This is a genomic window from Streptomyces sp. NPDC016562, assembly GCF_043076955.1.
In the GTDB taxonomy this organism is placed as follows: domain Bacteria; phylum Actinomycetota; class Actinomycetes; order Streptomycetales; family Streptomycetaceae; genus Streptomyces.
Map to the genome: position 1 here is coordinate 1,234,901 of NZ_JBIBRZ010000001.1, position 25,539 is coordinate 1,260,439.

Annotated in this window: 23 protein-coding genes; 13 read left to right on the forward strand and 10 right to left on the reverse strand. The window is 72.8% G+C overall.

The features are described 5' to 3' along the window. Positions 1 to 57: 57 nt before the first annotated feature. Complete coding sequence (locus ACF059_RS05745; protein ID WP_392051823.1) at positions 58 to 1,158, reverse strand: SchA/CurD-like domain-containing protein; 1,101 nt, start codon at positions 1,156 to 1,158, stop codon at positions 58 to 60. A 274-nt stretch (positions 1,159 to 1,432) separates the two neighbouring features. Between ACF059_RS05745 and ACF059_RS05750 the strand changes: the two genes are divergently transcribed. Further along, positions 1,433 to 3,064 (forward strand): FAD-dependent oxidoreductase, encoded by a 1,632-nt coding sequence (locus tag ACF059_RS05750; protein WP_392051825.1) that lies wholly within the window; start codon positions 1,433 to 1,435, stop codon positions 3,062 to 3,064. Between the two features lie 50 nt (positions 3,065 to 3,114). Here ACF059_RS05750 and ACF059_RS05755 read toward each other — a convergent pair whose 3' ends face one another. Next, the gene (locus ACF059_RS05755) at positions 3,115 to 3,348 is read right to left on the reverse strand and encodes an acyl-CoA carboxylase subunit epsilon (protein WP_392051828.1); all 234 of its coding nucleotides are present in this window, start codon (positions 3,346 to 3,348) and stop codon (positions 3,115 to 3,117) included. Positions 3,349 to 3,611: 263 nt separating this feature from the next. On the opposite strand from ACF059_RS05755, the gene ACF059_RS05760 reads away from it, so the two are divergent. The 3 genes from ACF059_RS05760 to ACF059_RS05770 all read left to right on the forward strand — a co-directional run bounded on the left by ACF059_RS05760 (position 3,612) and on the right by ACF059_RS05770 (position 6,795). Further along, complete coding sequence (locus ACF059_RS05760) at positions 3,612 to 3,833, forward strand: hypothetical protein (protein ID WP_366869447.1); 222 nt, start codon at positions 3,612 to 3,614, stop codon at positions 3,831 to 3,833. 288 nt (positions 3,834 to 4,121) lie between these two features. After that, positions 4,122 to 5,546, forward strand: a complete 1,425-nt coding sequence (locus ACF059_RS05765; protein ID WP_392051831.1) for a glycoside hydrolase family 16 protein — start codon at positions 4,122 to 4,124, stop codon at positions 5,544 to 5,546. 154 nt (positions 5,547 to 5,700) lie between these two features. Then, positions 5,701 to 6,795: a LacI family DNA-binding transcriptional regulator gene (locus ACF059_RS05770; RefSeq protein WP_392051834.1), complete on the forward strand. Its 1,095-nt coding sequence runs from the start codon at positions 5,701 to 5,703 to the stop codon at positions 6,793 to 6,795. Positions 6,796 to 6,821: 26 nt separating this feature from the next. Here the strand turns inward: ACF059_RS05770 and ACF059_RS05775 are convergent, their stop codons facing one another. Then, the gene (locus ACF059_RS05775; RefSeq protein ID WP_392051837.1) at positions 6,822 to 7,487 is read right to left on the reverse strand and encodes a DUF4360 domain-containing protein; all 666 of its coding nucleotides are present in this window, start codon (positions 7,485 to 7,487) and stop codon (positions 6,822 to 6,824) included. A gap of 157 nt (positions 7,488 to 7,644) precedes the next feature. Between ACF059_RS05775 and ACF059_RS05780 the strand changes: the two genes are divergently transcribed. Then, positions 7,645 to 9,444, forward strand: coding sequence for a galactose oxidase-like domain-containing protein (locus ACF059_RS05780; RefSeq protein ID WP_392051840.1), 1,800 nt, complete (start codon positions 7,645 to 7,647; stop codon positions 9,442 to 9,444). Here the strand turns inward: ACF059_RS05780 and ACF059_RS05785 are convergent. Genes ACF059_RS05785 through ACF059_RS05795 form a run of 3 tightly spaced genes read right to left on the reverse strand, consistent with a single transcriptional unit; the run spans position 9,441 to position 10,845 of the window. Further along, positions 9,441 to 10,013: a HutD family protein gene (locus ACF059_RS05785; protein WP_392051843.1), complete on the reverse strand. Its 573-nt coding sequence runs from the start codon at positions 10,011 to 10,013 to the stop codon at positions 9,441 to 9,443. The two genes, ACF059_RS05780 and ACF059_RS05785, sit on opposite strands and share 4 nt — an antisense overlap. Positions 10,014 to 10,024: 11 nt before the next feature. Further along, positions 10,025 to 10,396 (reverse strand): DUF4180 domain-containing protein, encoded by a 372-nt coding sequence (locus tag ACF059_RS05790; protein ID WP_392051846.1) that lies wholly within the window; start codon positions 10,394 to 10,396, stop codon positions 10,025 to 10,027. Positions 10,397 to 10,407: 11 nt separating this feature from the next. Beyond that, the gene (locus ACF059_RS05795; RefSeq protein ID WP_392051849.1) at positions 10,408 to 10,845 is read right to left on the reverse strand and encodes a MarR family winged helix-turn-helix transcriptional regulator; all 438 of its coding nucleotides are present in this window, start codon (positions 10,843 to 10,845) and stop codon (positions 10,408 to 10,410) included. A 123-nt stretch (positions 10,846 to 10,968) separates the two neighbouring features. Here ACF059_RS05795 and ACF059_RS05800 point away from each other — a divergent pair, with 123 nt between their 5' ends. Continuing rightward, the gene (locus ACF059_RS05800; protein ID WP_392051852.1) at positions 10,969 to 12,543 is read left to right on the forward strand and encodes an MFS transporter; all 1,575 of its coding nucleotides are present in this window, start codon (positions 10,969 to 10,971) and stop codon (positions 12,541 to 12,543) included. A gap of 88 nt (positions 12,544 to 12,631) precedes the next feature. Continuing rightward, positions 12,632 to 13,150 (forward strand): DinB family protein, encoded by a 519-nt coding sequence (locus ACF059_RS05805; RefSeq protein ID WP_392051855.1) that lies wholly within the window; start codon positions 12,632 to 12,634, stop codon positions 13,148 to 13,150. A gap of 43 nt (positions 13,151 to 13,193) precedes the next feature. Here the strand turns inward: ACF059_RS05805 and ACF059_RS05810 are convergent, their stop codons facing one another. Then, positions 13,194 to 14,555, reverse strand: a complete 1,362-nt coding sequence (locus tag ACF059_RS05810; protein ID WP_392051858.1) for an FAD-dependent oxidoreductase — start codon at positions 14,553 to 14,555, stop codon at positions 13,194 to 13,196. Positions 14,556 to 14,762: 207 nt separating this feature from the next. On the opposite strand from ACF059_RS05810, the gene ACF059_RS05815 reads away from it, so the two are divergent. From ACF059_RS05815 to ACF059_RS05825, 3 genes are all read left to right on the forward strand, one after another. Next, complete coding sequence (locus ACF059_RS05815) at positions 14,763 to 14,954, forward strand: DUF5302 domain-containing protein (protein WP_392051861.1); 192 nt, start codon at positions 14,763 to 14,765, stop codon at positions 14,952 to 14,954. A gap of 193 nt (positions 14,955 to 15,147) precedes the next feature. Further along, positions 15,148 to 15,561: a rodlin gene (locus tag ACF059_RS05820; RefSeq protein ID WP_392051864.1), complete on the forward strand. Its 414-nt coding sequence runs from the start codon at positions 15,148 to 15,150 to the stop codon at positions 15,559 to 15,561. A 176-nt stretch (positions 15,562 to 15,737) separates the two neighbouring features. Then, the gene (locus tag ACF059_RS05825) at positions 15,738 to 16,625 is read left to right on the forward strand and encodes a glycoside hydrolase family 19 protein (protein ID WP_392053087.1); all 888 of its coding nucleotides are present in this window, start codon (positions 15,738 to 15,740) and stop codon (positions 16,623 to 16,625) included. Between the two features lie 22 nt (positions 16,626 to 16,647). On the opposite strand, the gene ACF059_RS05830 is transcribed toward ACF059_RS05825, so the two are convergent. Beyond that, entirely contained in the window at positions 16,648 to 19,437 is a 2,790-nt protein-coding gene (locus ACF059_RS05830) for an AAA family ATPase (protein WP_392051867.1), read from the reverse strand. A 238-nt stretch (positions 19,438 to 19,675) separates the two neighbouring features. Then, positions 19,676 to 21,436, reverse strand: coding sequence for a S8 family serine peptidase (locus ACF059_RS05835; RefSeq protein ID WP_392053090.1), 1,761 nt, complete (start codon positions 21,434 to 21,436; stop codon positions 19,676 to 19,678). A 461-nt stretch (positions 21,437 to 21,897) separates the two neighbouring features. Between ACF059_RS05835 and ACF059_RS05840 the strand changes: the two genes are divergently transcribed. The 3 genes from ACF059_RS05840 (at position 21,898) to ACF059_RS05850 (ending at position 24,342) form a co-directional block, all read left to right on the forward strand. Then, entirely contained in the window at positions 21,898 to 22,914 is a 1,017-nt protein-coding gene (locus ACF059_RS05840; protein ID WP_392051870.1) for a DUF1996 domain-containing protein, read from the forward strand. Positions 22,915 to 23,014: 100 nt separating this feature from the next. Beyond that, positions 23,015 to 23,626, forward strand: a complete 612-nt coding sequence (locus ACF059_RS05845; protein ID WP_361954187.1) for a sigma-70 family RNA polymerase sigma factor — start codon at positions 23,015 to 23,017, stop codon at positions 23,624 to 23,626. Further along, complete coding sequence (locus ACF059_RS05850) at positions 23,623 to 24,342, forward strand: anti-sigma factor family protein (RefSeq protein WP_392051873.1); 720 nt, start codon at positions 23,623 to 23,625, stop codon at positions 24,340 to 24,342. The genes ACF059_RS05845 and ACF059_RS05850 overlap by 4 nt, the downstream gene beginning before the upstream one ends. Before the next feature lie 443 nt (positions 24,343 to 24,785). On the opposite strand, the gene ACF059_RS05855 is transcribed toward ACF059_RS05850, so the two are convergent. Beyond that, positions 24,786 to 25,517 (reverse strand): hypothetical protein, encoded by a 732-nt coding sequence (locus tag ACF059_RS05855; RefSeq protein WP_366869235.1) that lies wholly within the window; start codon positions 25,515 to 25,517, stop codon positions 24,786 to 24,788. Positions 25,518 to 25,539: the final 22 nt, after the last annotated feature.

The following is a 25,539-nucleotide window of genomic DNA, read 5'->3' on the forward strand; positions in this document are numbered from 1 at the left end:
TGGGGAGCCTGGACGTGGATGGGGTCCAGGGTGGAGCTCGGGGTGGACCGGGGAGGATCAGGACTGCGCGGGGGCCCGGCGGTCGGTGATCAGGGTCATGGTGTGGTGTGCGGCGCGGGCCCGCCCGCCGGGCCCGGCCGTCAGCCGGTCGAGCACCGCCGCCGCGCGCGGGCCGAAGGCGCCGGAGCTGATCTCGGGCTCGGCGTCCAGCGGGCCCCGCACGTCGATGAGGCGGACGACGATGTCGTCCCGCTGGAAGATGCTGCTGCTGCGGACGGGGTTCTGCGCGCGGTGTGCGGCGGCCGCTTCGTCCTGGCGGGCCAGGAACCTCGCGAGGGCCGAGCCGCAGCCGGGCTTGGCCGGGTAGAACAGCGCGTGGCGCTGCACGTCGTCGGACTCCGGCTCCGGTGCGGCGATGTGGTGGACCGCCGGGAGCGCGGCCCGCATGAAGAACATCCGGGCGGACTCGGGGTCGTTCAGGTTGCGGTCCTGTTCGAGGTAGGGGTTGATCGCCTCCTCCACCGCGCGGACCTCGGGCTGCTCGGAGACGTGCCGCAGGGCCGTCACCAGGTCGCCTTGGACCTCCACCGTCCGTACGACCCGGTTGCCGTGCATGAAGAGCGAGGTGCGGCACAGGCGGGTGCGGGCGTCGACCCGGGCGGCCGGGGAGGCGTAGCTGGACAGGATGGCCGCCACGTCGCGCTCGCTGCCCGGCTTGACCGTGAAGGTGAGGGCGTGGCGCACGATGCCCGCGCCCAGCCGGGGGGTGGTCTGCAGGCGCGCCGTGGTCGGACGGGCCGCCTGGTCGTAGCCGCGGCCGGTCTCGCGCAGGACGGTGAACTTGAGCGGGCGCATGTTGCGCGCGCACGCGCCCAGCGGTTTGACCTGTTCGGCGTGGTGCTCGCTGTTGACCCATGCGAGGTACTGCGGCGCGCTCTCCCACTCACTGGTGATGAGCCACTGGGAGGGGTCCTCGAAGGACTGGCACAGCTGGTCGCTGATGTGGCCCGGGACCGACGCGATGTCGTGGCGGAGCTGTTCGTACGCCTCGAAGAACTGCTGCTGGGTCCCCTCGTGGAGGTCCATCAGAAGGACGACCCGGAGCATGGAGCCGTCGAAGGCTGACTGCGACACCCGTTCGGACAGGGTGGTTGTCATCTACTCACTCCTTCATGAGGGGGTGGAGATCCATCGCGTACGGACCCCTCGTCCGTCACCGGTGGCGTCCGCCCGGGCCGGCGGCCGCCTCGGTCGGGACGGCAGGCCGGCGCGTCTGACGGGGGCGCCGCTGTCGCTCATCGTCATCCGGGTGGGGACGTACCGCTACATGTCCGGATCAAGCGGGTGACAACCGGCGAATCAACTGGGCCTGATCTCCGATCGCGGGCATAAAGAGTCCACTCCCCCACACAGAAATCAGGAGCCCGCGCTGATGGAAGACAACGCCGATGTTCGCGTACCGGTTCTCGTCGTGGGCGGCTCCCTCGTGGGCCTGTCCACCTCGCTTTTCCTGAGCCGCCACGGAGTGAGGCACCTGTTGGTCGAGAAGCACTCCGGTACCTCCGCGCACCCGCGCGGCCGCGGCATCAACGCCCGGACGATGGAGCTGTTCCGCACCGCAGGGGCCGAGCGCGCGATCCGCCGGGCGGCGTCCGTACTGGAGGGCAACCAGGGCATTCTGCAGGCCAGGTCGTTGATCGACGGCGATCACAACTGGCTGATCAAGTCGGTCGACCCGTCCGGGGCGCTGGCCCGTTTCAGCCCGACCGGCTGGTGTCTGTGCAGCCAGAACAACATCGAGCCGGTCCTGGCCGAGCAGAGCCGCGCGCAGGGCGCCGACGTCCGGTTCTCCACCGAGCTGATGAGCTTCGACCAGGACGCGACCGGGGTGAGCGCCGTGGTGAAGGACCGGGAGAGCGGCGAGCACTCCACGGTGCGCGCCGACTTCCTGATCGCGGCGGACGGTCCGCGCAGCCCCGTCAGGGAGCAGCTGCGGATCCCCCAGACGGGTAACGGCGAGCTGTTCCACAACGTGAGCATCACCTTCCGCTCGCGGCGGCTGGTCGAGGTGCTGGGCGACCTGCGGTTCATCGTCTGCTACCTGATGCGCCCGGGCGCGGACGGGGCGCTGCTGCCGGTGGACAACGAGACGCAGTGGGTCTTCCACGCCCCCTGGCACCCGGACCGGGGCGAGACCCTGGAGGACTTCACCGACGAGCGGTGCGTGGACCAGATCCGCGAGGCGATCGGCGTTCCCGACCTGGACGTGGAGATCGGCGGCAAAGCTCCGTGGCATGCCGCCGAACGGGTGGCGCAGCGGTACGGGTCCGGCCGGGTGTTCCTCGCCGGGGACGCGGCCCACGAGATGTCCCCCACCGGGGCCTTCGGCTCGAACACGGGCATCCAGGACGCGCACAACCTGGCGTGGAAGATCGCCGCGGTCCTGGACGGGTCGGCCGGCATCGGGCTGCTCGACACCTACGAGGCGGAGCGGCTGCCGGTGGCCAGGGCCACGAGCGAACGGGCGTCGGCCCGTTCGGCCGAGCACAGCCACCCGGGGTACGCGCCGCCGCCCACCCTGGGCGGCGGGCCGGGCAGCGGGGTCCTCACCACGGCCATGGGCTACTGCTACCCGCAGGGCGCGCTGGTGGGCGGCGACCCGCAGCGGCCCGTCATCCCCCAGACGCTGCGGCTGACGGGCGACACCGGCACCCGGGCCCCGCACATGTGGCTGACCAGGGCCGGCGAGCGGATCTCGACCCTGGACCTCTACGAGCGCTCCTTCGTGCTGCTCAGCGGCGCGGGGACACCGTGGCGGGCGGCCGCCCGGCGGGCGGCGGAGCGGCTGTCGGTACGGCTGGACGCCTACGCCATCGGATCGGGCCCGGAGGCGGACCTGGTCCCGACCGGCGGCCCCGACTGGAGCGAGGTCCACGCGATGAGTCCCGAAGGCGCCGTCCTCGTACGGCCGGACGGGTTCGTGGCGTGGCGCTCGGAGGGCGCGGTGGCGGATCCCGCCGCGGCCCTCCACGAGGTCCTCTCGACGGTGCTGCGCCGCGGATGACCACGTCCCCGCCCCTTCCGCCGGTCGCGTGCGCGGCCGGCGGAAGGGGTTCAGCGGCAGGCCCAGCAGCCCGCCCAGCAGCCGGCGCCCGGCCGGACGGCACGGCGGCGGCCGGCCCCGGCTCCGGCTCCGGCCCGCACGTCGGCGCGTTTGCCGTCGCGGTCTGCGGGCGTCCGGTGCGCCGCGTAACACGCGACGACGACCGCGATCGCGGCCAGTTCCTCGGGGGCGGCATGGCCCCTCTCCACACGCAGCAGGCTCGCTATCGGGGCATCGTTCGACATCGGCACGGCCTCTCTCACGGGGGCTGCGCGTGCGCCCGGTCGCCTCGCGAGGGGCGCACCGGCTCGGCGCCGGCGCGGGCGGCACACGTGCGGCTCGGCGCGCTGGCGGGAGTTCCGCATCGGCGAACCGGCCTGCGAAGTCCTGTCGGGTCACCAGGACTCCTGACGTCAACGACGCTACAAGCGCGCGGCGTACCCGCCACTCGGACGAACGCCGGTGCGCGCCGACGCCCCGTCGCCGCGGTTCCGCCGGCGGGGCGGCCGTGAGCGCCCACCGGGCCCTGCTCTGCCGGGGCTGCGCGGGCAATCTGTACGCCGTCTGCACCATCGGCCGGGGCCCCGGCGGGGAGGCGGTCGGCGAGTGGGAGGTCGACCACGAGATCCCCGTGCCGTGCCCGCTCTCGGGGCTGCTGCCCCTCACCGGGACGGCGGCGTCCGTGCACGACCTGCCCGGCGCGCGGGAGGTCCTCGGTCCGCCCGACTGAGCGCCGCGCGCGCTGAGCTCCGCGCGATGGAGCTCCGCACGATTGAGTTCGGCGCGTTGGGCCCAACGGGTGACGTGCGCCCAGCCCCTCGGCGCGGCCTCGGCCGCGCCGAGCGTTCAACGAATGAACCTCCGTGACCCGCAAGCGCATTGCCGGTTCGAAGTCTTGACGCCCGTGGTGCCGGGGAGCACAGTGTCCAGCGCAGCCGCTTGAGAGCGCTCTCAAGAGGCGAGTTCCGCCGGCTCTTCCCCCCGCAACGCGCCTCACGGCGCCTCAGAGAGGGCACCCATGCGTCAGACATCCGGTAGGAGACGACCGTCCGTCCGGCAGGCCGTCCTGGCCGCCTTCAGCACCGTCGCCCTGGCCGCGGCCGCCTCGGCGGCCGTCACCCTGCCCGCGGGAGCCACGGCTCCCCCCACCCCGGCCGGCTGGTCCCAGGTGTTCCTGGACGAGTTCAACGGCCCCGCGGGCTCCGGCGTGAACACCGCCGACTGGCAGTACACGACCGGTACGAGCTATCCCGGCGGACCGGACCGTTTCGGCACCGGCGAGATCGAGACGATGACCGCCGACCCCGCCAACGTCTCCCTCGACGGGTCGGGCAACCTGCGCATCACCCCGCGCCGGGACGCGGCCGGCCAGTGGACCTCGGGCCGCGTCGAGACCCGGCGATCGGACTTCCAGCCGGCGCCCGGCGGGAAGCTGCGCACCGAGGCCCGCATCCAGATGCCGAACGTCACGGGCCCCGCGGCCAAGGGCTACTGGCCGGCGTTCTGGATGCTCGGCGCCCCCTACCGGGGCAACTGGTGGAACTGGCCCGGCATCGGTGAGCTCGACATCCTGGAGAACGTCCAGGGCATCAACAACGTCTGGGCCACGATGCACTGCGGCACGACTCCGGGCGGCCCGTGCAACGAGACCTCGGGCATAGGCGGCCAGCAGGTCTGCCCCGGCACCAGCTGCCAGGGCGGCTTCCACACCTACGCCGTGGAGTGGGACCGGTCGACCGCCGTCGAGCAGATGCGCTTCTACGTCGACGGGATCAACTTCCACACCGTACGGGCCGATCAGGTGGACGCCACCACCTGGACCAACGCCACGAACCACGGCTACTTCATCATCCTGAACGTCGCCATGGGCGGCGGCTTCCCGGACGCCTTCGGCGGGGGGCCCAACGCGGGCACCGAGCCCGGCCACCCCATGGTGGTCGACTACGTGTCCGTCCTGACGGCCGGCGGCGCCACCCCGCCGACGACCCCGCCGCCCACCACGCCCCCGCCCACCACCCCGCCGGCGGGCCACCGCGACGCGTACGCCGCGATCCAGGCGGAGTCGTACGACTCCCAGGCGGGGGTGACGAAGGAGACCACCGCGGACACCGGCGGCGGCCAGGACCTCACCGCGCTCGCCAACGGCGACTGGGCCCTGTTCCGGGGCGTCGACTTCGGCGGGACGGCCGCGAAGCAGTTCTACGGGCGCGTCGCCTCCGGCGCCGCGGGCGGGGTGAGCGGTCTGGTCGAGGTACGCCTCGACAGCCGGACCTCGGCGCCGGTCGGCAGCTTCTCCGTGGCGAACACGGGGGGCTGGCAGAGCTGGCGGACGGTACCCGCCAACATCAGCCCCGTGACCGGAACCCACGACGTGTACCTCACCTTCACCAGCGGCCAGGGCGCCGACTTCGTGAACGTCAACTGGTTCGACTTCGGTCACTGACCGGTCCCGGCCGGCGCCGCGGACCCGCACCGCGGGGCCGGCCGGACGGGGACCCGCGCCGCCGGGAGCGCCCTCGTGCTCCCGGCGGCACGCGTTACCCTGCTGACCGGCGCGGCGGCAGCCGCCCGCCCCCGGACACCCAGGAGGAGCACGCGTGCCCGAACAGCGCCCCGGGGACCGCCCCACGCTGGAAGCGGTGGCGGCGCGGGCCGGCGTGTCGCGGGCCACCGCCTCCCGCGTGGTCAACGGCGGCGACGGGGTGCGCCCGCACCTGGTGGACAAGGTGCGCACGGCCGTCAGGGAGCTGGCCTACGTACCCAATCCCGCGGCCCGGGCGCTGGTTACCCGGCGCACCGGCGCGATCGCGGTGATCATCGCCGAGCCCGAGACCCGGATCTTCTCCGACCCCTTCTTCTCCCGGCAGGTGCGCGGCATCAGCAAGGAACTGACCGCGCACGACATGCAGTTGGTGCTCCTGCTGGTCGAGGACCGGGGCGACTACGAGCGGATCGAGCGGTATCTGGCGGGCGGCCACGTCGACGGGGCGCTCGCCTTCTCCCTGCACACCGACGATCCGCTGCCGGCCATCACCCGCCGTCTCGGCCTGCCCACGGTCTACGGCGGCCGGCCGGGCTGGACCACCGGGCCCGGCGAGGAGCCGGACGAGACGGTCGCGTACGTGGACGCCGACAACCGCGGCGGCGCACGCGAGGCCGTACGGTACCTGCTGGCCCAGGGGCGCGAACGGATCGCGCACATCGCCGGACCGCTCGACCAGACCTCCGCCGCCGACCGGCTGAGCGGGTACCGGGACGCACTGGCGGACACTCATCCCGCGCTCGTCGCCCTGGGGGACTTCACCGTGGCGGGCGGGGCCCGTGCGATGGCCGAGCTGCTGGACCGGCACGGCGGGAACGGCGGCCCGGCGCGCGGCGGGTCCGGCTCCGGGATCGACGCCGTCTTCGCGGCGAACGACCTGATGGCGACGGGCGCGCTGCGGGTGCTGCGCGAGCGCGGCCACGCGGTTCCCGCAGAGGTGGCCGTGGTCGGCTTCGACGACGCCGAACCGGTCGCGCAGGCCGCCGACCCGCCGCTGACGACGGTGCGCCAGGACATCGAGGGCATGGGGCGGTTGATGGCGCGGCTGCTGCTGGGCTCCCTGGACGGGGGCGGCGGGGCACAGCGCAGGCGCGCCGCCCCGGACCCGGTGATCACCACCACGTCCTTGGTGCGGCGCGCCTCGGCCTGATGCCGGATCAGCCGGGACGGCCTCGATCAGCGGCCCGGGCACTGCTTCCAGGAGAAGTGGTACACGCTGTTGATGCTGCCGTCGGTGGAGTCCAGCGCCATGAAGCTGGTCTGGGACGGGTCGGAGGTCCCGACCTCGGCGCGCAGCTCGGTGTTGATGTTGAAGTAGCGCTGCTCGCCGCAGGGCGCCCAGGCCAGCGCCTCGATGCCCGTGGTGTCGGTGGCCTGCCAGTTGTCCTCGAGCGCGCCGTTGAACTTGTGGGTGCGGTACGCGGTCTGGCTCATGCCCTGGAAGTAGTAGCTGGCCTTCTGCGTGCCGATCGCGCCCTCCTGCAGGCTGCCGAAGCCGCGGTAGTCGACCTTGGCGACGGCGTAGGTGTAGCCCTGCGGGACGTGGACGTTGAGGGAGAGCTGACAGTTCTTGCGGCCCTCGACGGCGGGGGCTCCGCCGCCGGCCTGGGCCAGGTACTCGCTGTAGGTGACGGTGAAGGCCGAGTTGTCCGGTGCGACCGCGACGGCGGCACTGCCCGGACGGCAGCCCGATCCGTTGACGGAGGCGACGTCCACGGTCACCTGGTCGTTGGGGGCCTGAGCTGCGGGGGCCGGGGCGAAGGCCACGGCCGAGGGGGTGAGCGCGACGAGGGCCGCGGTCACGGCGGCTGCGGTGAATCCGGTACGGAGCGACTTGATCACGTCGACAGGGATAGCGCCCCGCGGTGGCCGGGGGCGGGCGGCGCGCGGGTGGAGGGGGCGCGCTCTCACCTCTATGGCCGCAGCGATTCACCCGGAGAAAGGTCCCTTTTCTCCTAGTATCGGCGGACATCGATCCGACCTTCAGCCGAGGAGTTCCATGTCCCGCGCCCGCCGGTCCGCCGCAGTGTCGGCATGGGTGATCGCCTCCGTCCTCGCCCTCACGGCGGCGGCGCCCGCACCGCGGCCGCAGCCGCAGCCCCGGCCCGACGAGGCCGCCGTGCTGGGCGAGGAGCACGCCCGGGCGCACGCGCGGCTGCGGCAGGCGGCCCAGGGCACCCAGGGGTACCCGCAGGCGAAGCGCACGGCGAGCCTGGCCTCGCTGGAGCAGTCCCAGCGCGCGGCCAACTCCCGTTTCGACGCATCGCGGTTCGGAAGGTTCACGCAGTTCTTCCCCTCGCCCGACTTCGGTGTCCACGTGGCCCTGCTGCCCACGGGCAAGGTGCTGCTCTTCTCCTTCGAGCGCGTGCAGGCCGATCCCACCAAGGAGACCGGCCCCACGAACACGGTCGGCCGGACGAACGCGGGCCGCGCCTCTCTCTGGGACCCGGCCCGGGGGACCGGGCCGGCGGCCTTCAAGAACGTGCCGCCGCCGGTGGTGCTGATGCCCGACGGAACCTACGCGCCGCGCCCGGCGCCGTTCTTCTGCGCCGGGCACTCCTACCTCCCCAACGGCATGGTGGGGGTCTTCGGCGGCAATGTCGGCGGGAAGGGCGGCAGCGGCGCCAAGCTGTCGTTCGTGTTCGACCCGTGGACCGAGACCTGGTTCCGCAACCGTGACATGGCCGTGGGCCGCTGGTACCCCTCGGTGGTGACCGGGGCGGACGGCCGCCAGATCATCATGTCCGGCCAGTCCGAGCGCGGGACGGGCACGCCCACCCCGGTGGTGGAGCGCTTCCCCGCGCTCGGACGTCCGGTGCCCTGGCGGCCGTACGACATCCCCCTGGACGTCGCCCCGGAGCGGCTCCGGTCACAGGCCCCCTTCCGCAACGACTATCCACACCTGTTCTCGCTGCGGGACGGGAAGATCTACGGGCTGGGCCGCGACGCCGACCAGCAATGGCTGTTCGACCCCGTCAAGGACGTGCGCACCGACCTGCCGCGGCGGCCCGCCGACTTCCGGGGGTACGGTTCGGCCGTGCCGCTCCCGGCCGGCTTCCGCGGCCCGGACTCCGTCCTGGTGCTCGGCGGCGATCCGCGCGACCCGCTCACGTACCGGCTGTCCGGTGGCCGCTGGAGCATCGAGGAGCCGAGGGCCTTCGGCCGGACCCAGGACACCACCCTGCTCCTGCCGGACGGCACGCTGCTCACCGTGAACGGCGCCCTGGACACCCGGGACTACGGCCACGGCCCGTTCAACCCGAAGGCCGACCTGAAGTACCGGCAGATCGAGCTGCGCGACGCGCGCGGCCACTGGAAGCCGGGGCCGGCCCAGCGGCTGCCCCGCGGCTACCACTCGAACGCCCTGGTCCTGCCCGACGGCCGGATGATGGTCACCGGCGACGAGCTCCAGCAGATCGCCAACGACCCCGACATCGGCGACGGGATGGACGGCAGCATCGAGCTCTACGAGCCCGCCTACCTGCACCGGGGCGCCCGCCCGGCGCTCGACCGGGCACCGGCGGGCGAGCTGGGCTACGACGCGGACTTCGAGGTGGAGAGCTCGACGCCCGCTGACGTGAAGCGCGCCGTGCTGCTGGCGCCGACGACCGTCACGCATTCGGTGAACACCAGCCAGCGCCATCTGGAGCTCCGGCTGACCGGGATCCACGGCTCCGCGATCGGGCTGCGCACGCCCCCGGGCGCGGCCGACGCCCCGCCCGGGTACTACATGCTCTTCCTGCTCAACGCGAAGGGCGTGCCCAGCGCGGCGAAGTGGGTGAAGCTGGGCACTCCCTAGCCGAGGCGTACGACGGCCGCGCGCCCGCCGGTCCGGACGAAACCGGCGAAGGGGCCCGCCGCGAGGGCCGCGTCGTAGGTGTCCAGGGTGAGGGGCGGGCCGTGCGGCGGTTCGAGCACGGCCGGTCCGTCGAGGGCGACGATCAGCAAGGTCTCACCGGGCGGTGCGGTGAGGCCGAGCCGGCCCCGTACGACGGCGGTCTGCGCCGTCGCGACGCCCCGGCGGTACATGACGTTGAAGTTCACGACGGGGCCCGAGATGAGCCGGCAGTCGGTCGGCTCGTCGCCCGGGAAGTCCTGCGGTGCGAACCGCTCGTCGACCAGGCGCCGTACGCCGCCCACCGTGAGCTCCATGCCCGCGCCTTCGGCGAGGGTGAGGGTGCGGTCGATGCCCGGGAAGGCGGAGAACGGCCCGTCGGCCGCCACCTCGGCGAGGCTCACCCGCCAGTGGAACGCGTCCGGGCCGGCGCCCTCGGGGTGGGCCGCGATCTCCCGGGTCACTCCCCCGCCGTTCTTCCAGGCGGCGGCGGGGCGCTCGGCCGCGCGCAGGATCCGGATCCCGCCGCTCACGCCCTGACCCCTCACGCCGTCGCCCCGGTCAGCCGCTCGCGCAGCTCCTCGGCGTCGGCGAGGAACCAGGTCTGGCGTCCGCGGTTGCACTCGCGGACGAAGTCCCGCAGCGCCGCACTGTCCGCCGTGTGCCGGGAGACGTCCCCGAGGACCACGAGGCCCACCCGGTACTGGGCGAACTTCTGGATGATCTCGCCGGCGACGCGGCTGCTCAGACGGAAGAAGGCCTCGTCGAAGCGCGCGACGGGGATGACGACCCAGTGGGCGCCCTGGTAGGAGGCGTCACCGACGCAGTCCAGGGCCTCGCGTTCGCCCGCGATCGTCTCGCCCTCGGCCCCGCACATCAGCACGGGTATGTCGTTGATCGTCTGAAGGGTGCTCATGCAGGCCGAGGCTAGTGCTTCTCCATCGAAGGGCGCAGCCGGGCCAGCAGGGCGTAGAGCGTCGCGCTCTCCGCCTCGTCGAGCGTGTCCAGTGCGCCGTGCATCGCCTGCATCTCCTGCCGGACGCGGCGGATGACCTCACGGCCCGCGTCCGTGGCCACGACGTTCTTGACGCGGCGGTCGGCGGGGTCGGGCTCGCGGCGCACCAGTTCACGGGCCTCCAGGCGGTCGACGATGCCGGTCACGTTGGAGGCGTCGCAGACCAGCAGGGTGGCGAGGCCGCGCATGGGCACGGGGCCGTCGAGCTGGGCCAGGACCCTGGCCTGGGTGGAGGTGAGCCCGTACTGGGCGGCGGCCGCCGCGAACTCGCGCCATTGGGCGGTGCCGATGGCGGCGAGCAGCTCCAGGAGCTGGAGCTTGGTGGGGGCGGGCGTGGCGGTGTCGCTCATACCGGGAGCGTACCCAGGTTGCTTCACATTATCAATTATTTACTTGACCACCTGAACTATTGAGGTCTACCGTCGACGGAGTTACTTGATGACGTCAAACATCTGCGTTAGGTCCCGCCACCCATGAGCACCCCCTCCTCCGCCGCAGCCCCGGCCTCCGGGCACAGGAACGAGACGGTCATCGTCTTCGCCCTGAGCCTCGCCGCCATGGTCGTGTCGATGATGCAGACCCTCCCGGTCCCGATCCTCGGCCTCATCCGCGACGACCTCGGCACCTCGACCGCGAACGTGAGCTGGGTGACCACCGCCACGCTCCTGTCGGCGGCCGTCTTCACCCCGCTCCTCGGCCGCTTCGGCGACCAGCACGGCAAGAAGCCCACCCTGGTCGCCGTGCTCGGCGTGATGGTCGCCGGCTCGGTCATCGCCGCGCTGGCCTCGTCGCTTCCGCTGCTGATCCTGGGCCGGGTGCTCCAGGGAGCCGCCACCGCGATCTTCCCGCTGGCCCTGTCGGTCCTGCGCGAAGAGGTCCGGCCGCAGAAACTTCCGGGCGCGATGGCGCTGGTCAGCGGCACGCTCGCGTTCGGCAGCGGCCTCGCGCTGGTCGCGACCGGGCTGCTCACCTCCGGGTCCGGCGCGGACTACCGCAACGCGTTCTGGATGGCGACCGGCTTCGCCGCCCTCGCCCTGCTCGCCGTGGTCTTCCTGGTCCCCGCGACCCGCCACAAGACGGGCGGCCGCACCGACTTCCTCGGCGCGCTGACCCTCGGCATCGCCCTGCTGCTGCTCCTGCTGCCGATCTCCCAGGGCCACGAGTGGGGCTGGACCTCCGGCCGCACCCTGGGCAGCTTCGCCGGCGCCGCCGTCATGACCGCCGTGTGGGTGCTGACCGAGCTCAAGGTCCGCGAACCCCTCGTCGACATGCGGATGTTCGTCCACCGCCCGGTGCTCATGGCCAACCTGGCCGGCATCCTCGTCGGCTTCGGCATGTTCGCGAACTTCCTGGGCGTCTCGTACCTCGTCCAGATGCCCGAGGCGCTCACCGGCTACGGCTTCGACGCGTCGATCCTGCGCGCCTCCGTGCAGTTCCTGCTGCCGGGCGCCATCGTCTCGCTGCTCGCCTCGCCGATCGGCGGCCAGATCGTGCGCCACCGCGGTCCGCGCGTCGCGCTGGGCCTGGCCGCCGCGCTCGGCGCGGTCGGCTTCGGCTGGCTCGTCCTGGACCACCAGCACAGCATCTCGGTGATCGGCGCGGGTCTGGTCGTCGGCGCGGCCGTCAGCTTCGGCTACGCCGCCATGCCGGCCGTCATCATGGCCAGCGTCCCGCACCACCAGAGCGGCATCGCCAACGGCATCAACTCGATCTCCCGCTCGACGGGCAGTGCGATCGGCAGCGCCATCGTCACCACGATCCTCGCCTCGCAGACCATCGAGCACCTGCCGGCGGGGGTCCCCCCGCTGCCGGCGGAGTCCGGGTTCACCCTCACCTTCGGGATCGGGGCCGTGGCCTTCGCCCTGGTCGCGGTGATCAGCTGGATCGGGCTGCGGGGCGGACACGGCACCGTGACGGCGGCGTCGGCTCCCGCCGGGACCGCGCACGGGGCCGGACCGGCCGAGAAGGCGGAGACGGCGGAGAAGGCGGAGACGGCGGACGAGGCCCCCAAGGCCGACGCGACCGCGACGGCCGACGCCGGCCGCTGAACCGCCCGGCTCCCCCGCCGCCGCTTCCCCCGCCCGTCCGCCGCGTGTCCCGCGGCGGGCGGGGCGCCCGGCCTTGCATGGTGGGTGCATGAAGGCTACGGACGTCATCTCCGACGGGTTCGGACGCATCGCGGAGGCCGTGCACGAGGCCGTGGACGGCCTCCCGGCGGACCGGCTGAACGCGCGCACCGATCCGGGCGCGAATTCGATCACCTGGCTGATCTGGCACCTGACCCGGATCCAGGACGACCACATCGCCGACGCGGGCGGCCTGGAACAGGTGTGGCGCTCCGGGGGCTGGGCAGGCCGGTTCGCCCTGCCACTACCGGCCGAGGCCACCGGGTACGGCCACTCGGCGCGGGAGGTCGCCGCCGTCCGCGTCGACTCGGACGAGCTGCTGCTGGGCTACTTCGACGCCGTGCACGAGCAGACCCTCGGTTTCCTGCGGTCGTTGACCGCCGCCGACCTGGACCGGGTGGTCGACGAGCGCTGGGACCCGCCCGTCACCCTCGGCGTACGGCTCGTCAGCGTGCTGGCCGACGACCTCCAGCACGCCGGGCAGGCGGCGTTCCTGCGCGGTGTGCTGGAGCGGGGCCAGGGCTCCTGAGCCCCGGCCCCGCTCCCCCACGCGTCGTACGCGGGCCCGCGCCCTACGCGCCGCTCGCCTCCAGCATGTCCTCGCGCTCGACGATCTTCACGCGCTCGCGGCCCTGCGGCTCGCCCAGGGCCTTCTCGGCCGCGTCGAGCCGGTGCCAGCCCTCCCACGTCGTGTAGCGGACGCCGCGCTCGCCGAGGAAGGCCTCGACGGCCTCGGGCGCCGGCGCGTCCGGCGTGCTCAGGCGGCCCTCCGCGTGGTCGGCCAGCAGGTTCGCGACGGTCTCGTTCGCGTCGCCCTTGGTGTGGCCGATCAGGCCGACCGGTCCGCGCCGGATCCAGCCGGTCACGTACGTCGACTGCACGGGGGCACCGGCTTCGATCACGCGGCCGCCCTCGTCCGGAACGGTGCCCGAGGCCACGTCCCAGGGGAGCTTCGGCAGCTCGTCCGAGAGGTAGCCCACGGCCCGGTAGACGGACTGCACGTCCCAGTCCGTGAACTGCCCGGTGCCCTTGACGTTGCCGGTGCCGTCGAGCTCGGTGCGCTCGGTGCGCAGACCGACCACCTTGCCGTCCTCGCCGAGCACCTCGACGGGCGACTCGAAGAAGTGCAGGAAGAGCTTGTGCGGCCGCTCGCCGATGTCCCGGATCGCCCAGTTCTCCAGGGTCTTGGCGACCATGTCGGCCTGCTTGTTGGCGCGGCGCGTGGCTATGGAACCCTCGTCGTAGTCGATGTCCTCGGGGTTGACGATGACCTCGATGGTGGGCGAGTGGTCCAGCTCGCGCAGCTCCATGGGGCTGAACTTGGCCTGGGCCGGACCGCGGCGCCCGAAGACGTGCACCTCCAGGGCCTTGTTGGCCTTGAGACCCTCGTAGACGTTCGGCGGGATCTCGGTCGTCAGCAGCTCGTCGGCCGTCTTCGCGAGGATGCGGGCGACGTCGAGCGCCACGTTGCCGACGCCGAGCACGGCGACCTTCTCGGCCTCCAGCGGCCAGGTGCGCGGGACGTCGGGGTGCCCGTCGTACCAGGACACGAAGTCGGCGGCGCCGTAGGATCCGTCCAGCTCGACGCCCGGGATGGTGAGCGCGCGGTCGGCCGTGGCTCCCGTGGAGAAGATCACGGCGTCGTAGAAGGAGTGCAGCTCGTCGAGGCTGATGTCGTTCGGGTAGTCGACGTTGCCGAAGAGGCGGACCTGCGGCTTGTCGAGCACCTGGTGCAGGGCGGTGACGATGCCCTTGATCCGCGGGTGGTCGGGGGCGACGCCGTACCGGATCAGCCCGAATGGCGCGGGCATCCGCTCGAAGAGGTCGATGGAGACACCGGGCTCGGCGGCGGCCTCGGACTTCAGCAGCGCGTCGGCGGCATAGATACCGGCGGGGCCGGCACCGACGATTGCTACCCGGAGAGGGCGAGGCATGGCAGGGGTTCCCTTCGAGCGACGGCAGGGTGGATCAAGGGGAACCCTAAACGAAGGTAAGCCTAACCCGGCACCCGGTTTCACCTTATGACGTCATAATCAAAACTTATGACCTCCCAAAGTCCTCCTTGGGATCACCACGAATGCGCTGGTCAGCAGCGACGTCACCTGACAGACTGAAACGGCTTGATCACCCCAGGAGGACAAATGGCTGACGAAACCGACACCCCGCAGGACGAATCCCCGGCCGACGAGGCCAAGCGCAAGTTCCGGGAGGCGCTCGAGCGCAACGCCGCGAACGCGCAGTCCCAGCAGTCGCACCAGAGCCGGGCGAAGGTCCAGGGCTCCAGCAGCGGCCCCGGCGGCAAGAACAAGAAGGTCCGCCGCAAGACCGGCTGACCCACGGGACTTCGGCACACCGCGAGAGCACTTCGCAGTACGAGGAGATTCGGTCTCGCCGCCGCGGCGGCGGGACCGCGGCATTGAGCCACCCGGGTGACGGAGGATAACCCCGCGCACTGTCGGCAGTTGATCAGCGCGTCCCGCCGAGGGCAGCTATCCCACGCGACAGTGCGACCGAAGGATCCTCCACATGCTCAAGAAGTTCATGGCCACCGCCGCCGTCACCGCCTCCGTGCTCGGTGCCGGCGCCGCAGTTGCCACCCCGGCGATGGCGATCGGCAACGACAACGGCGTCAACACCGTCAACGGGAACGACGCCGCGCAGATCTACGGCAACCAGGAGACCGAGGGCAAGATGAGCCCTCAGCTCAGCGCCGTCCAGGGCTCCCTCAACAAGCTCTGCCTCGCCCTGCCGGCCAAGGTCAACGTCCAGTCGCTGGTCGGGGTCATCGCCAACGTCGGCGTCCAGGACGTCAACGTGCTGGCCAACCCGCAGAACCAGCAGTGCGCCGAGAACTCCACCCAGGCGAAGGGCGACGACTCCCTCTCCCACATCGCCAGCAACATCCCGATCCTCTCGGGCAACCTCTCCCAGGGCAGCTGACCGGCGCGGCTGCGCCCCGGTGTCACGCGGCAGGCGTGGCACCGGGCTTTTCCTTTGGTCTAGACCTTGACAGGTCCAGACCATTTCGCTTCAGTGGGCAGCGTTGTCCCCACGGCAACTCCCCCCACTGAAGGAGTAGTTACGTGATACGTGCGCTTCGCCGCCGCGCCCTCTCCATGGCGGCCGCCGCGGTCCTCACGGCCGGCCTCGCCATCGCCCTCCCCTCCGCCCCCGCCGCCGCGGCGGCCGCCTGCGCGGGCCCCTGGGCCTCGTCGGCCGTCTACACGAACGGCATGAACGCCTCGTACGGCGGGCACAACTGGCAGGCCAAGTGGTGGACGCAGGGCGAGACGCCCGGCACCACGGGCCAGTGGGGCGTCTGGTCGGACCAGGGCGTCTGCGGGAGCGGGGGCCAGGAGCCGGACCCGGGTCCCGTCGATCCCTCCGGATTCGTGGTCTCCGAGGCCCAGTTCGACCGGATGTTCCCGAACCGGAACCCCTTCTACACCTACAACGGCCTGGTGTCGGCGCTGTCCGCCTACCCCGGCTTCGCCAAGACCGGTGACGACACCGTGCGGCGGCGCGAGGCCGCCGCCTTCCTCGCGAACGTCTCCCACGAGACGGGCGGCCTGGTGCACATCGTCGAGCAGAACACCGCCAACTACCCGCACTACTGCGACGCGGCACAGCCCTACGGCTGCCCCGCGGGCCAGGCCGCGTACTACGGGCGCGGCCCGATCCAGCTGAGCTGGAACTTCAACTACAAGGCGGCCGGCGACGCCCTCGGCATCAACCTCCTCGCCGATCCGTACCTGGTGGAGCGGGATCCGGCCGTCGCCATGAAGACGGCCCTGTGGTACTGGAACACCCAGAACGGCCCGGGCACCATGACCGCCCACGCCGCCATGGTCAACGGCGCGGGCTTCGGCGAGACCATCCGCTCCATCAACGGCGCCCTGGAGTGCAACGGCGGCAACCCCGCCCAGGTCCAGAGCCGGATCTCGGCCTACCAGAGCTTCACGCAGCTGCTGGGCGTGACCCCCGGGAACAACCTCGGCTGCTGAACCGGTCGACTGCCCGCGGCCGTCAGCGGGCGTTGAGCGCCGCGGCCAGCTGGGCCCGTGAGCGCACGTCCAGCTTCTGGTAGATGCGGGTCAGCCGGGCCTCCACCGTCTTGACGCTGAGGAACAGCTTCGCCGCGGCCTCCTGGTTGCTGGCGCCCCGGCTGACCAGCAGCGCCAGGCGGGTCTCGGCCTCGGTCAGGGTCGAGGCCGCGGACACCTGCGGGCCGCCCGTGGCGACGCCCGCCTCGCCCTGGGCCGGTTCCCTGGCGAGCTCCGCCCAGGGGACGGCCCCGGCCCGGCCGAACACCTCGGCCGCCGCCCGGAGCGCGTCGCGGGCGGGTGCGCGGCGCCGGCGGCGGCGCTCCACCCGGGCGAGGGCGAGCAGCGTACGGCCGCGTTCCAGCGGGAGCTGGAGGACGTCGAAACGCTGCGCGGTGGTTTCGAGCAGGTGGACGGCCGCGTCGGCCTCGCCCCGCGCGGACAGGCACAGTCCGCGGGCCCGGTCGAGCGCCGCGACCACGCCGGTGCGGCCGAGGCCGACGGCCACCCGGCGGACGGAGTCGATCAGTGCGGCGGCTTCGCCCGGTTCGTCGGCGGCGACCAGGGCCTCGGCGAGCTCCCCGTGCCAGCGCAGGATCGAGGGGTCCACCACCTTCTGGGCGGCCTCCAGCTCGGCGACACGGCGCAGGGTGGCGACGGCCTTCGTCGCCTCTCCCGTGGCCAGTTCCACCAGGCCGAGGGCGTGCAGGCTACGGGACAGGAAGACCTGGTCGTGTTCCTCCTGCGAGGCCTGGATCCCGCGCCGGGCGTAGCCGGCGGCGCGCGCGAAGCTGCCGCCCATGGCCTCCGCCATCGCGGCGACGTACCAGGCGGGGCCCGGTGAGAGGCCGGCCTCGATGGTCAGCTCCAGGGCGCGGCGGGCGCGGGCGGAGGCCGCCTCGCAGCGGCCGCTGCGCAGTTCGACCTCGGTGAGGCTGCGCAGGACCTCGAAGACGTCCTCGGCGGAGCCTGTGCTCTGGACGGCGGGCAGCAGGACCATCAGCTGCCGGCGGGCGTCCTCCAGGCTGTCGTCGAAGAGGGCGTGGCGGACCGCGAGGTACTGGGGCGCGTTGCGCATGCCGAGCGGCACCTCGGGGGCGGGCAGGGCGAGGGCCTCGGCGAGGATCGCCTCGGCGCCCGGGTCACCGAGGATGCGGCCCATGCGGGCCCGTACCGTCAGGGCCATGGCCTCGGCGACCTGGTCGCCGCCGAGGGCGGCGAGGGCACCGGCCCGGGCCGCGGCGTCGCGGGAGCGGACGGGGTCGCCGTCGCTGAGGTTGTGCTTGGTGGCGATCCGCAGCTGGACGGCGGCCTGGAGCGCGGGGTCCCCGGCGGCTTCGGCCATGGCGCAGGCGAAGGTCTCGTCGAGTGCGCCGAGGGCCTGTCCGGCCGCGTCGATCACGGCGAGCCGGGCCCGCACCCGGTCGGCGGGCGAGGCGTCGCGGGCCAGTACGGCACTGGCGGCGCGGCGCGCGAGGTCGGCGCGGCCGGCCCAGCCGGCGTCCTCGGCTGCCGTGACCAGGCGGGCGAGTTCCTCGCCGGCCAGCCAGGACGGCGTGCGTTCGGCGGCGAGCAGGCCCAGTTCGGCGGCCAGGGCCCGCTGGCCGCGGCGGCGGCAGACCTCGGCGGCCTCGGTGATCTCCGCGGCGAGCCACTGGTCGGGGGTGTCCACGGCGAGCGCGCGGTGGCGTACGGCCTGGACCTGGTCGTCGACGGCTTCGGCCAGGGCCGCGTGCCCGGCGGCGCGTTCCGGCCAGCCGGCGTCGGCGGCCAGCGCCGTGGGCAGGGCGCCCGCGGTGAACTCCACCCGGCCGTCCTCGCCCACCCGGACCAGCGCCGCTCGTTCCGCCTCGGCCAGCTCCGCCTCGGCGTCGGGGCGGCCGGCCCGGCGCAGCAGGGAGATGGTGGGGCGGGCCGCGAGGGCGGCGAGGAGCAGGGTGCGGCGGCACGGCGCGGAGGCCCCGGCGAGGAGCCGGCGGGCGACCTCGCGGGCCTGGCCGGAGACGGGCAGGGGGTCGGCGTGGTGGGCGCTGCAGTCACGGGCCTCGGCGGCTTCGGCCAGGGAGTGGCCGAGGGCGAGGGCGAGGCGCGGATTGCCGCCGCTGGCTTGGTGGATGCGGCCGGCGAGGCGGGCCGGGAGGCCGTGGCGGACGAGGAGTTCGGCGACCTCGTCGGCTCCGAGCGGGGGCACCCGTACGACGGGGACGCCGGGGCCGCAGAGGGGCTCGCCCACCGGGCCTCCGCCCTGGACGCATTCGGCGACCAGGACCCGTACGTGGGGCGGGGTCAGACGCAGGGCGAAGCGGAGCAGGTCGGTGCTCTCGGCGTCGAGCCACTGGGCGTTGTCCAGGACGAGCAGGACGGGCTGGCGGGCGGCGAGCGAGCGCAGCACCTCGACGACGGCGAGGCGCAGCGCGATGTGGTCGCGGCCGGCGCGCGGGGCGTCGGCCTCGCGGCGCAACAGGGCGATGGCGGTGCGCTGGGGGCCGGAGAGCTCCTCCAGGGCGGCGCTGGGCACGGAGGCGAGGAGGGCCGCGGCGGAGGCCTCGGGTATCCACTGGTCGGCCGCCTCCGGGGCGAGGCGCAGCACGGCCTCGCGGCGGGATTCGGCCGCTGCCGCGACGGCGCGGACCACCTCGGTCTTGCCCGCTCCGGCGGGTCCGGTGAGCAGGGCCCGGCCGTGCGCGGTCAGCGCGCGGTCGACCGCCTTGATGAGTTCACCGTGTCCGACACTTGCGACACTTGTGTCAGCGTGCCCCGTCGCCGCCACCACGCACAGCCACCAGCCTCTCGGTCCCCAGCTCCTGTGCCTTTCCTGTGAGAGGCGACAATACGAGGTCGGATGGCGGGCGGACCCTGATTGTGACGCAGAAATCAGTCACGTGACCGGAAAACCCGCCGGGCCTGCCGATACGCGATGTATGGGCAGGTCCGACGGGCTGGTTGGTCCGTACTATCGGCCCGTCAGGCCGAGGTGAGGGCCGGACCGGGGGCCGGCTCCCGAGCGCTGACTAGAAGGTCAGGTTCCAGGAGTCGATCTTGCCGGTGTCGCCGCCGGCGTTGTCGTTCACGCGCAGCTTCCAGGTGCCGTTGGCGACCTCGGTGGAGGCGTCGACGGTGTAGACCTGGCTGATGTTGTCGGCGCTGCCGCCCGCGCGGTTGTGCAGGGTGTAGACGGTGCCGTCCGGGGCGATCAGGTCGACCTTCAGGTCACCGATGTAGGTGTGCACGATGTTCACGCCCACCTTGAGGGTGGCCGGGGCGTTGCCGGTCACACCGCTGACGGTGATCGGGCTCTCCACGGTGGTGTTGTCACCGATGGCGAAGTCCGTGGTGTTCTCGAAGCCCGCAGTGGGCGGGGTGGAGGTCACCGCGGCGACGGTCGCGGCGGCGTCGGCGAGACCGGTGCCGCAGCCGCCGGTGCAGGTGCCGGCCAGCGGGCGGGCGTTGCTCTTGATCGCGGACTCGATCTGCGCCGGGGTCAGCGCGGAGTTCGCCGACTTCAGCAGGGCGGCGAGACCCGCGACGTGCGGGGCGGCCATGCTGGTGCCCTGGTAGGGCTTGTAGAGCTCGGCGCCCGGGGTGGTGGTGCCCGCGTTCAGCGTGGAGAGGATCGCGTTCTCGGGGGTGGTGACGGTGCCGGGCGTGTCGGTGGCGCGGCGGGTCTCACCGCCCGGGGCGGCGACGTCGATGATCGAGCCGTAGTTCGAGTAGTACGAGCGGTCGCCGGCGCGGTTGCTGGCGGCCACGTTGATCACGTTGTTGCAGCTGGCGGGCGAGAAGCCGGCCGCGTCGGAGTTGCTGTTGCCGGCGGCGACCACGACGGTCGTCCCGCGGGCGACGGCGGCGTTGATGGCGTTCTGGTAGGTCGCGGTGCAGGCACCCGCGCCGCCGAGGCTCATGTTGATGACCTTGGCCGGGGTGGCGTTGGCCGGGACACCGCTGACGGTGCCGCCCGAGGCCCAGGTGATGGCGTCGACGATGTCCGAGGTGGCACCACCGCACTTGCCGAGCACGCGGACGGGCTGGATCTTCGCGCCGTACGCGATGCCGGCGACGCCCTTGGCGTTGTTGGTGGCGGCGGCGATGGTGCCCGCCACGTGGGTGCCGTGCCAGGAGGAGTTGCTGGCGGTGGAGCCGGTGCCGCACTCGCCGGCGGCGCTCCAGTCGCCCTGGTCGGCGGGGTTGTTGTCGCGGCCGTTGCCGTCACGGGCGGCGGTGGAGCTGGCGATGAAGTCGTAGCCCGCGACGATGTTCGCGGCGAGGTCCGAGTGGGCGACGTAGCCCGTGTCGATCACGGCGACGGTGACGCCGGAGCCGGTGGTCTTGTCCCAGGCGCCGGGGACGTTCATGCCGGCGGTGGACTCGAAGAGGTCCCACTGCTTGGCGTACTCGGTGTCGTTCGGGGTGACGGCCGTGGGGTAGGCACGGGAGTCCGGCTCGACGTAGGCGACGTCCGGGTCGGCGCGGAACTGGGCCATCACGTCGGCCGCGTCGGCGGGGGCGACGGTGCCGCCGAGGCTGACCAGGGCGGCTCCGGTGCCGAGGCGGCGGTCGAACTTCGCCTTCTTGCCGGCCTTCTTGCCCTTGGCGCTGGCGTCGTCGGCGGCCGCGCTGTTGGAGCTCGCCTCGGAGGCCGAGGACTTGTATCCGACGATGAGGTTCTCGACCGGGGCGGTGGGGGCGACCGTGGCGGCGGGGGCCGCGGCGGGGGTCTCGGTGGCCAGGGCCACGGAGGCGGTCGCGGAGCCGGCGAGCAGGGTGACCGACATGGCCACCACGGATATGAGCCTACGTCTGGATGCGTGCACGGTGTTCCCTTTCGCGGGCCGTTTCCGGGCAGGCCGGAGCGGCCGGTCGGTGCAGTGTGGGAGGTACCGGCGGCTGCGGGGCCGGGAGCGAGCTGGTCGAACTCGTCCCGGCCGCCGCCGCGCGCCACGTTGCCCCGGCCTCGACGGCGGGGCAGGGCAACGGCGGTCCCGGCGCTCCTCCGGGCGGTTCGGCACTCACGCCATGTGGGGTTGGCGTGTGGTCCGTTCAGCGGGGAAAGATCGCCGGTGGGCAGACAGTAGGCAACACGCGGATGAACTGGATACGGGGAAAACCCTTGTCGGCCCCCTGCGGCTCCCCCGGGGGTCCTGCGCGGCCCGGGCACGGCGGGTGGCGCGGGGCGGCTGACCACCCTGTGGATGCCCGGTTGACGCCGGTGGCGCCACCGGCGACCGTGACCGCCATGGGGAACGAACGCCGGCTGCTCGCGCTTGTCATCTGCCTGGTCCTGGGCGGCGGGCTCGGCGCGGCCGTCCTGGGGGCCTCGCGGGCGGCCGGTCCGCACGGCGGAGCGGCGACCGGTCCACACGCCGGGGCGGCCGGCCGGCCGAGTCCCTCCGCCTCGGTGGACATGCGCGACGTTCCGCCCGCACCGCCCGCCCCGGCCCCGGCCGCCGACGCCTCGGGCGGATCGGTGGTCGTGGACTGCGGCCGGGGCGAGCAGGGCCACTACAACGAGGACAACCTGGTCGTCTCGCCCGGCCTGCGGGCCGGCGCCCACCACACGCACGCCTACGTGGGGAACCTCTCCACGGACGCGATGTCGACCGACGCCTCCCTGGACGCGGCCGCCACCAGTTGCGCGGGCGGCGACCGGTCGACGTACTACTGGCCCGTCCTGCGGCGGCCGGACCGCCCGGGCAGGCGCCCGTACGAGCTCGCGGCGGGGCACGGGAACGCGGGCGAGATCCTGCGGGAGGCCTCGGTGCGGGTGGAGTTCCGCGGCAGTCCGGTGAGCAAGGTGGTGGCGATGCCCCGCTTCCTGCGCGCGGTCACGGGCGACGCCGTCGCCCACACGGCCGGCGACGACACCGATGTCCGGGCCCGCTGGGGCTGTTCGGGCTCCCCCGACCGGTCCACCACCCGCTACCCGCGCTGCCCCGGGGGCGAGCGCGTCACCCGCACCCTGGTCTTCCCGAGCTGCTGGAACGGCATCGACACCACGGGCGAGGCACACCGCTCGCACCTGCTGTTCCCCGCCGGCAACGGCGTCTGCCCGCCGGACACCTTCCCGGTGCCCGAGCTGCGCGTCTCGCTCGCCTACGAGGTCCCCCCGGGCGTGGCCGTGGCCCTCGACTCCTTCCCCGAGCAGCGGCACAGCCCGAAGACGGACCACGCGATGTTCGTGAACGTGATGACCGAGCGGCAGATGGACGAGCTGGTCGCCTGCCTCAACGAGGGCCGCCACTGCCGGACCTGAGGCCTGTGTGACCCAGGTCACATGAACCGTTCCCGGGTCGTCGGCGTGTTCCGACCGCACCACGTAAGCGTGGAAGACGGAGAGGGACGGAGAGGGTGAGATGGCCGGACCACTGTGGCCCCGCGCTCGGCGGGGCTCGACCGATGAGGCGCTGATCAAGTCGGTCCACGAGGAGCACGGCCACGCCCTGCTCGCGTACGCCACGCGGCTGACCGGGGACCGGGCCGCCGCCGAGGACGTCGTCCAGGAGACCCTCATCCGGGCCTGGCGGCACTCGGAGGTCCTGGTCAACGGGAAGGGCTCGGTGCGCGGCTGGCTGCTCACCGTGGCCCGCAACATCATCACCGACCGGTACCGGGCCCGGGCCGCCCGGCCGCCCGAGGTCTCCGGGGCCTCGGCCCCGCCGCCGGTGGAGGAGGACCACGCCGACTCGGTGGTGGACAGCATGACGGTCCTGGGCGCCCTGGACCGGCTGTCCCAGGAACACCGGGACGTCCTCAAGGAGTTGTACTACCGCCAGCTCAGCGTCGCCGAGGCGGCCGACAGCCTCGGCATCCCCGCGGGTACCGTCAAATCGCGTTCGCACTACGCGCTCAAGGCCCTGCGGGACGTTTTCAAGGACGACGGTTTCAGGGACAGCGTGTCCAGAGAAGGCAAACGACCGGGCAGGCCGCCCCAGCAGCCCGCCGGACTGCGCGAGGTGGTGGCATGAACCGGCAGCGGCACGAGGAGGAACTGCTCGGCCCGTACGTGCTCGGCGTCCTGGCCGACGAGGAGGTCCGCCGGGTCGAGGAGCACGTGCACGGATGCGTGCGGTGCCGGGAGGAGGTGGGCGCGTTGCGCGAGATGGAGGCGGCGTTGGGCGAGGTGCCCGAGGAGGCGTTCCTCGACGGTCCGCCGCCGGGCGGCGACCTGATGCTCCAGCGCACCCTGCGGCAGATGCGCGGGGAGCTGGCGGGTGCCCGGCGCCGGCGCGCGGGGCTCGCGGGGCTGGCCGTCGCGGCCTCGCTGGCTGCGGTGTTCTGGGCGGGCACGCGGCTGGGCACGGACGACGCGGGGGCGGTCGCCCTGCCGCCGCCGTCCCCGACGGCTTCGGCGCAGCCTTCGCCGCCGCCCGAGGGGACCAAGCTGCTCTCCGCCGCCGATGCGGGCACGGGCACGCGGATGACCGTACAGATGACTCCGGCGATGAAGTGGGTGCGGCTGCACGCGGCGGTCACCGGACTGCCGGCGGGCGAGCGGTGCCGGCTGATCGTCCTGTCCAAGGACGGTACGCGCACCACCGCGGGCAGCTGGGTCGTCGGCCAGGAGAACGGCAAGGGCAAGGGCGCGGCGCTGGACGGTTCGGCGGCCGTGGACCAGGCGGACGTCAAGGCGATCCTCGTCGAGAACGAGGCGGGCAGGACGTTCGTGTCCGTACCGGTCTGACGGGGGCCGCGGTTCCGGCCCGAGGCCGCGGCACCTGGCGGGACGGGAGCGGCACGTGACGGAGCCCGGGAGCATATCCAGCTCCCGGGCTCCTGTGTGCCACCCAATTGCGCACACCGGCACGTTGAAGAGTGCGGATCATTCTGAAGTCGACGTGTTCTGCCTTTGAACTACCGCGCCACGAGGAGAGGCGCAGAGGGGACTTGAACCCCCATCCATCGATGATCGTCCACGCTCGGTCGATCCGGTGTTCGGCGGCGAATACTGAGACTGGAGCGAGAATCTGAGATTGAGGGGCCGCCTCTACCGGCTTGGGCCACCCCGGCACGCTGTGCCGGGGGAGGGATTCGAACCCCCAACTGACACCCCTGTTCAGCTTCAACATCAGTTTCAGCTTGCGCTCTCGCGCACCCCCTGCAGACATACAGAGGGAGTCGTCGGGGCTACCTGAACAGATAGCCGAAGACCGCGTCGCCGACCCGCTGGTCGGTGACCTCGGTGCTGTTGGCCTCCTCGCGGGCGAACTTGACGGCCTGCTGGAGCTTCTCCACGCGGTCGAGGAGCTCGTTGACCCGCCGGGCGGGCAGCGCGCCGGAGAACTTCACGGTCGTCCAGTAGCCGACCGGAACGTCCTCGTAGTAGACCTCGACCTGCGCCGGGTGCTTGTCGGTGGCCTCGGCCTTGACGTGGTTGCGCGGCACCTTCTTCGTGCGGATCGTGCGCACCGGGTCCGTCTTCCAGGAGTCCGTGGACGGGTCCAGGTTCCAGGATTCGGAGGCGTCGAGCACCGGCAGCTTCCGGACGAAGGTGTGCATGTCCGTGAGCTGCTTCTCCAGGAAGAGGAGGTAGGGCACGGGCACCTGCGCCAGCAGGACCGTTCCCTCCACGACGACGTCGGCGGCCGCGGTGCGGTTCGCCCAGTCCTTGGTGGCCGTCACGTCGAACAGGCGCGTCAGCGTCCCCGCCGTCGCCCGCAGCACGTCCTCGGCCTTGATCTGCACCCGCGTGGACTCGGGCGGCAGTTGCTCGCCCTCCTCGTCCTTGGGCTGGTACGTCCGGGAGATACCGGCCAGCAGGGCGGGCTTCTGGACGTCGTGGTGAGCCTGCGTGAGCTCCTGGAGCGACTTGGACTTGACGCCCTTTTCCACTGCGATGATCTGATTCAGCTTCGGCACGGGCTGAACGTAGCAGCCTCCA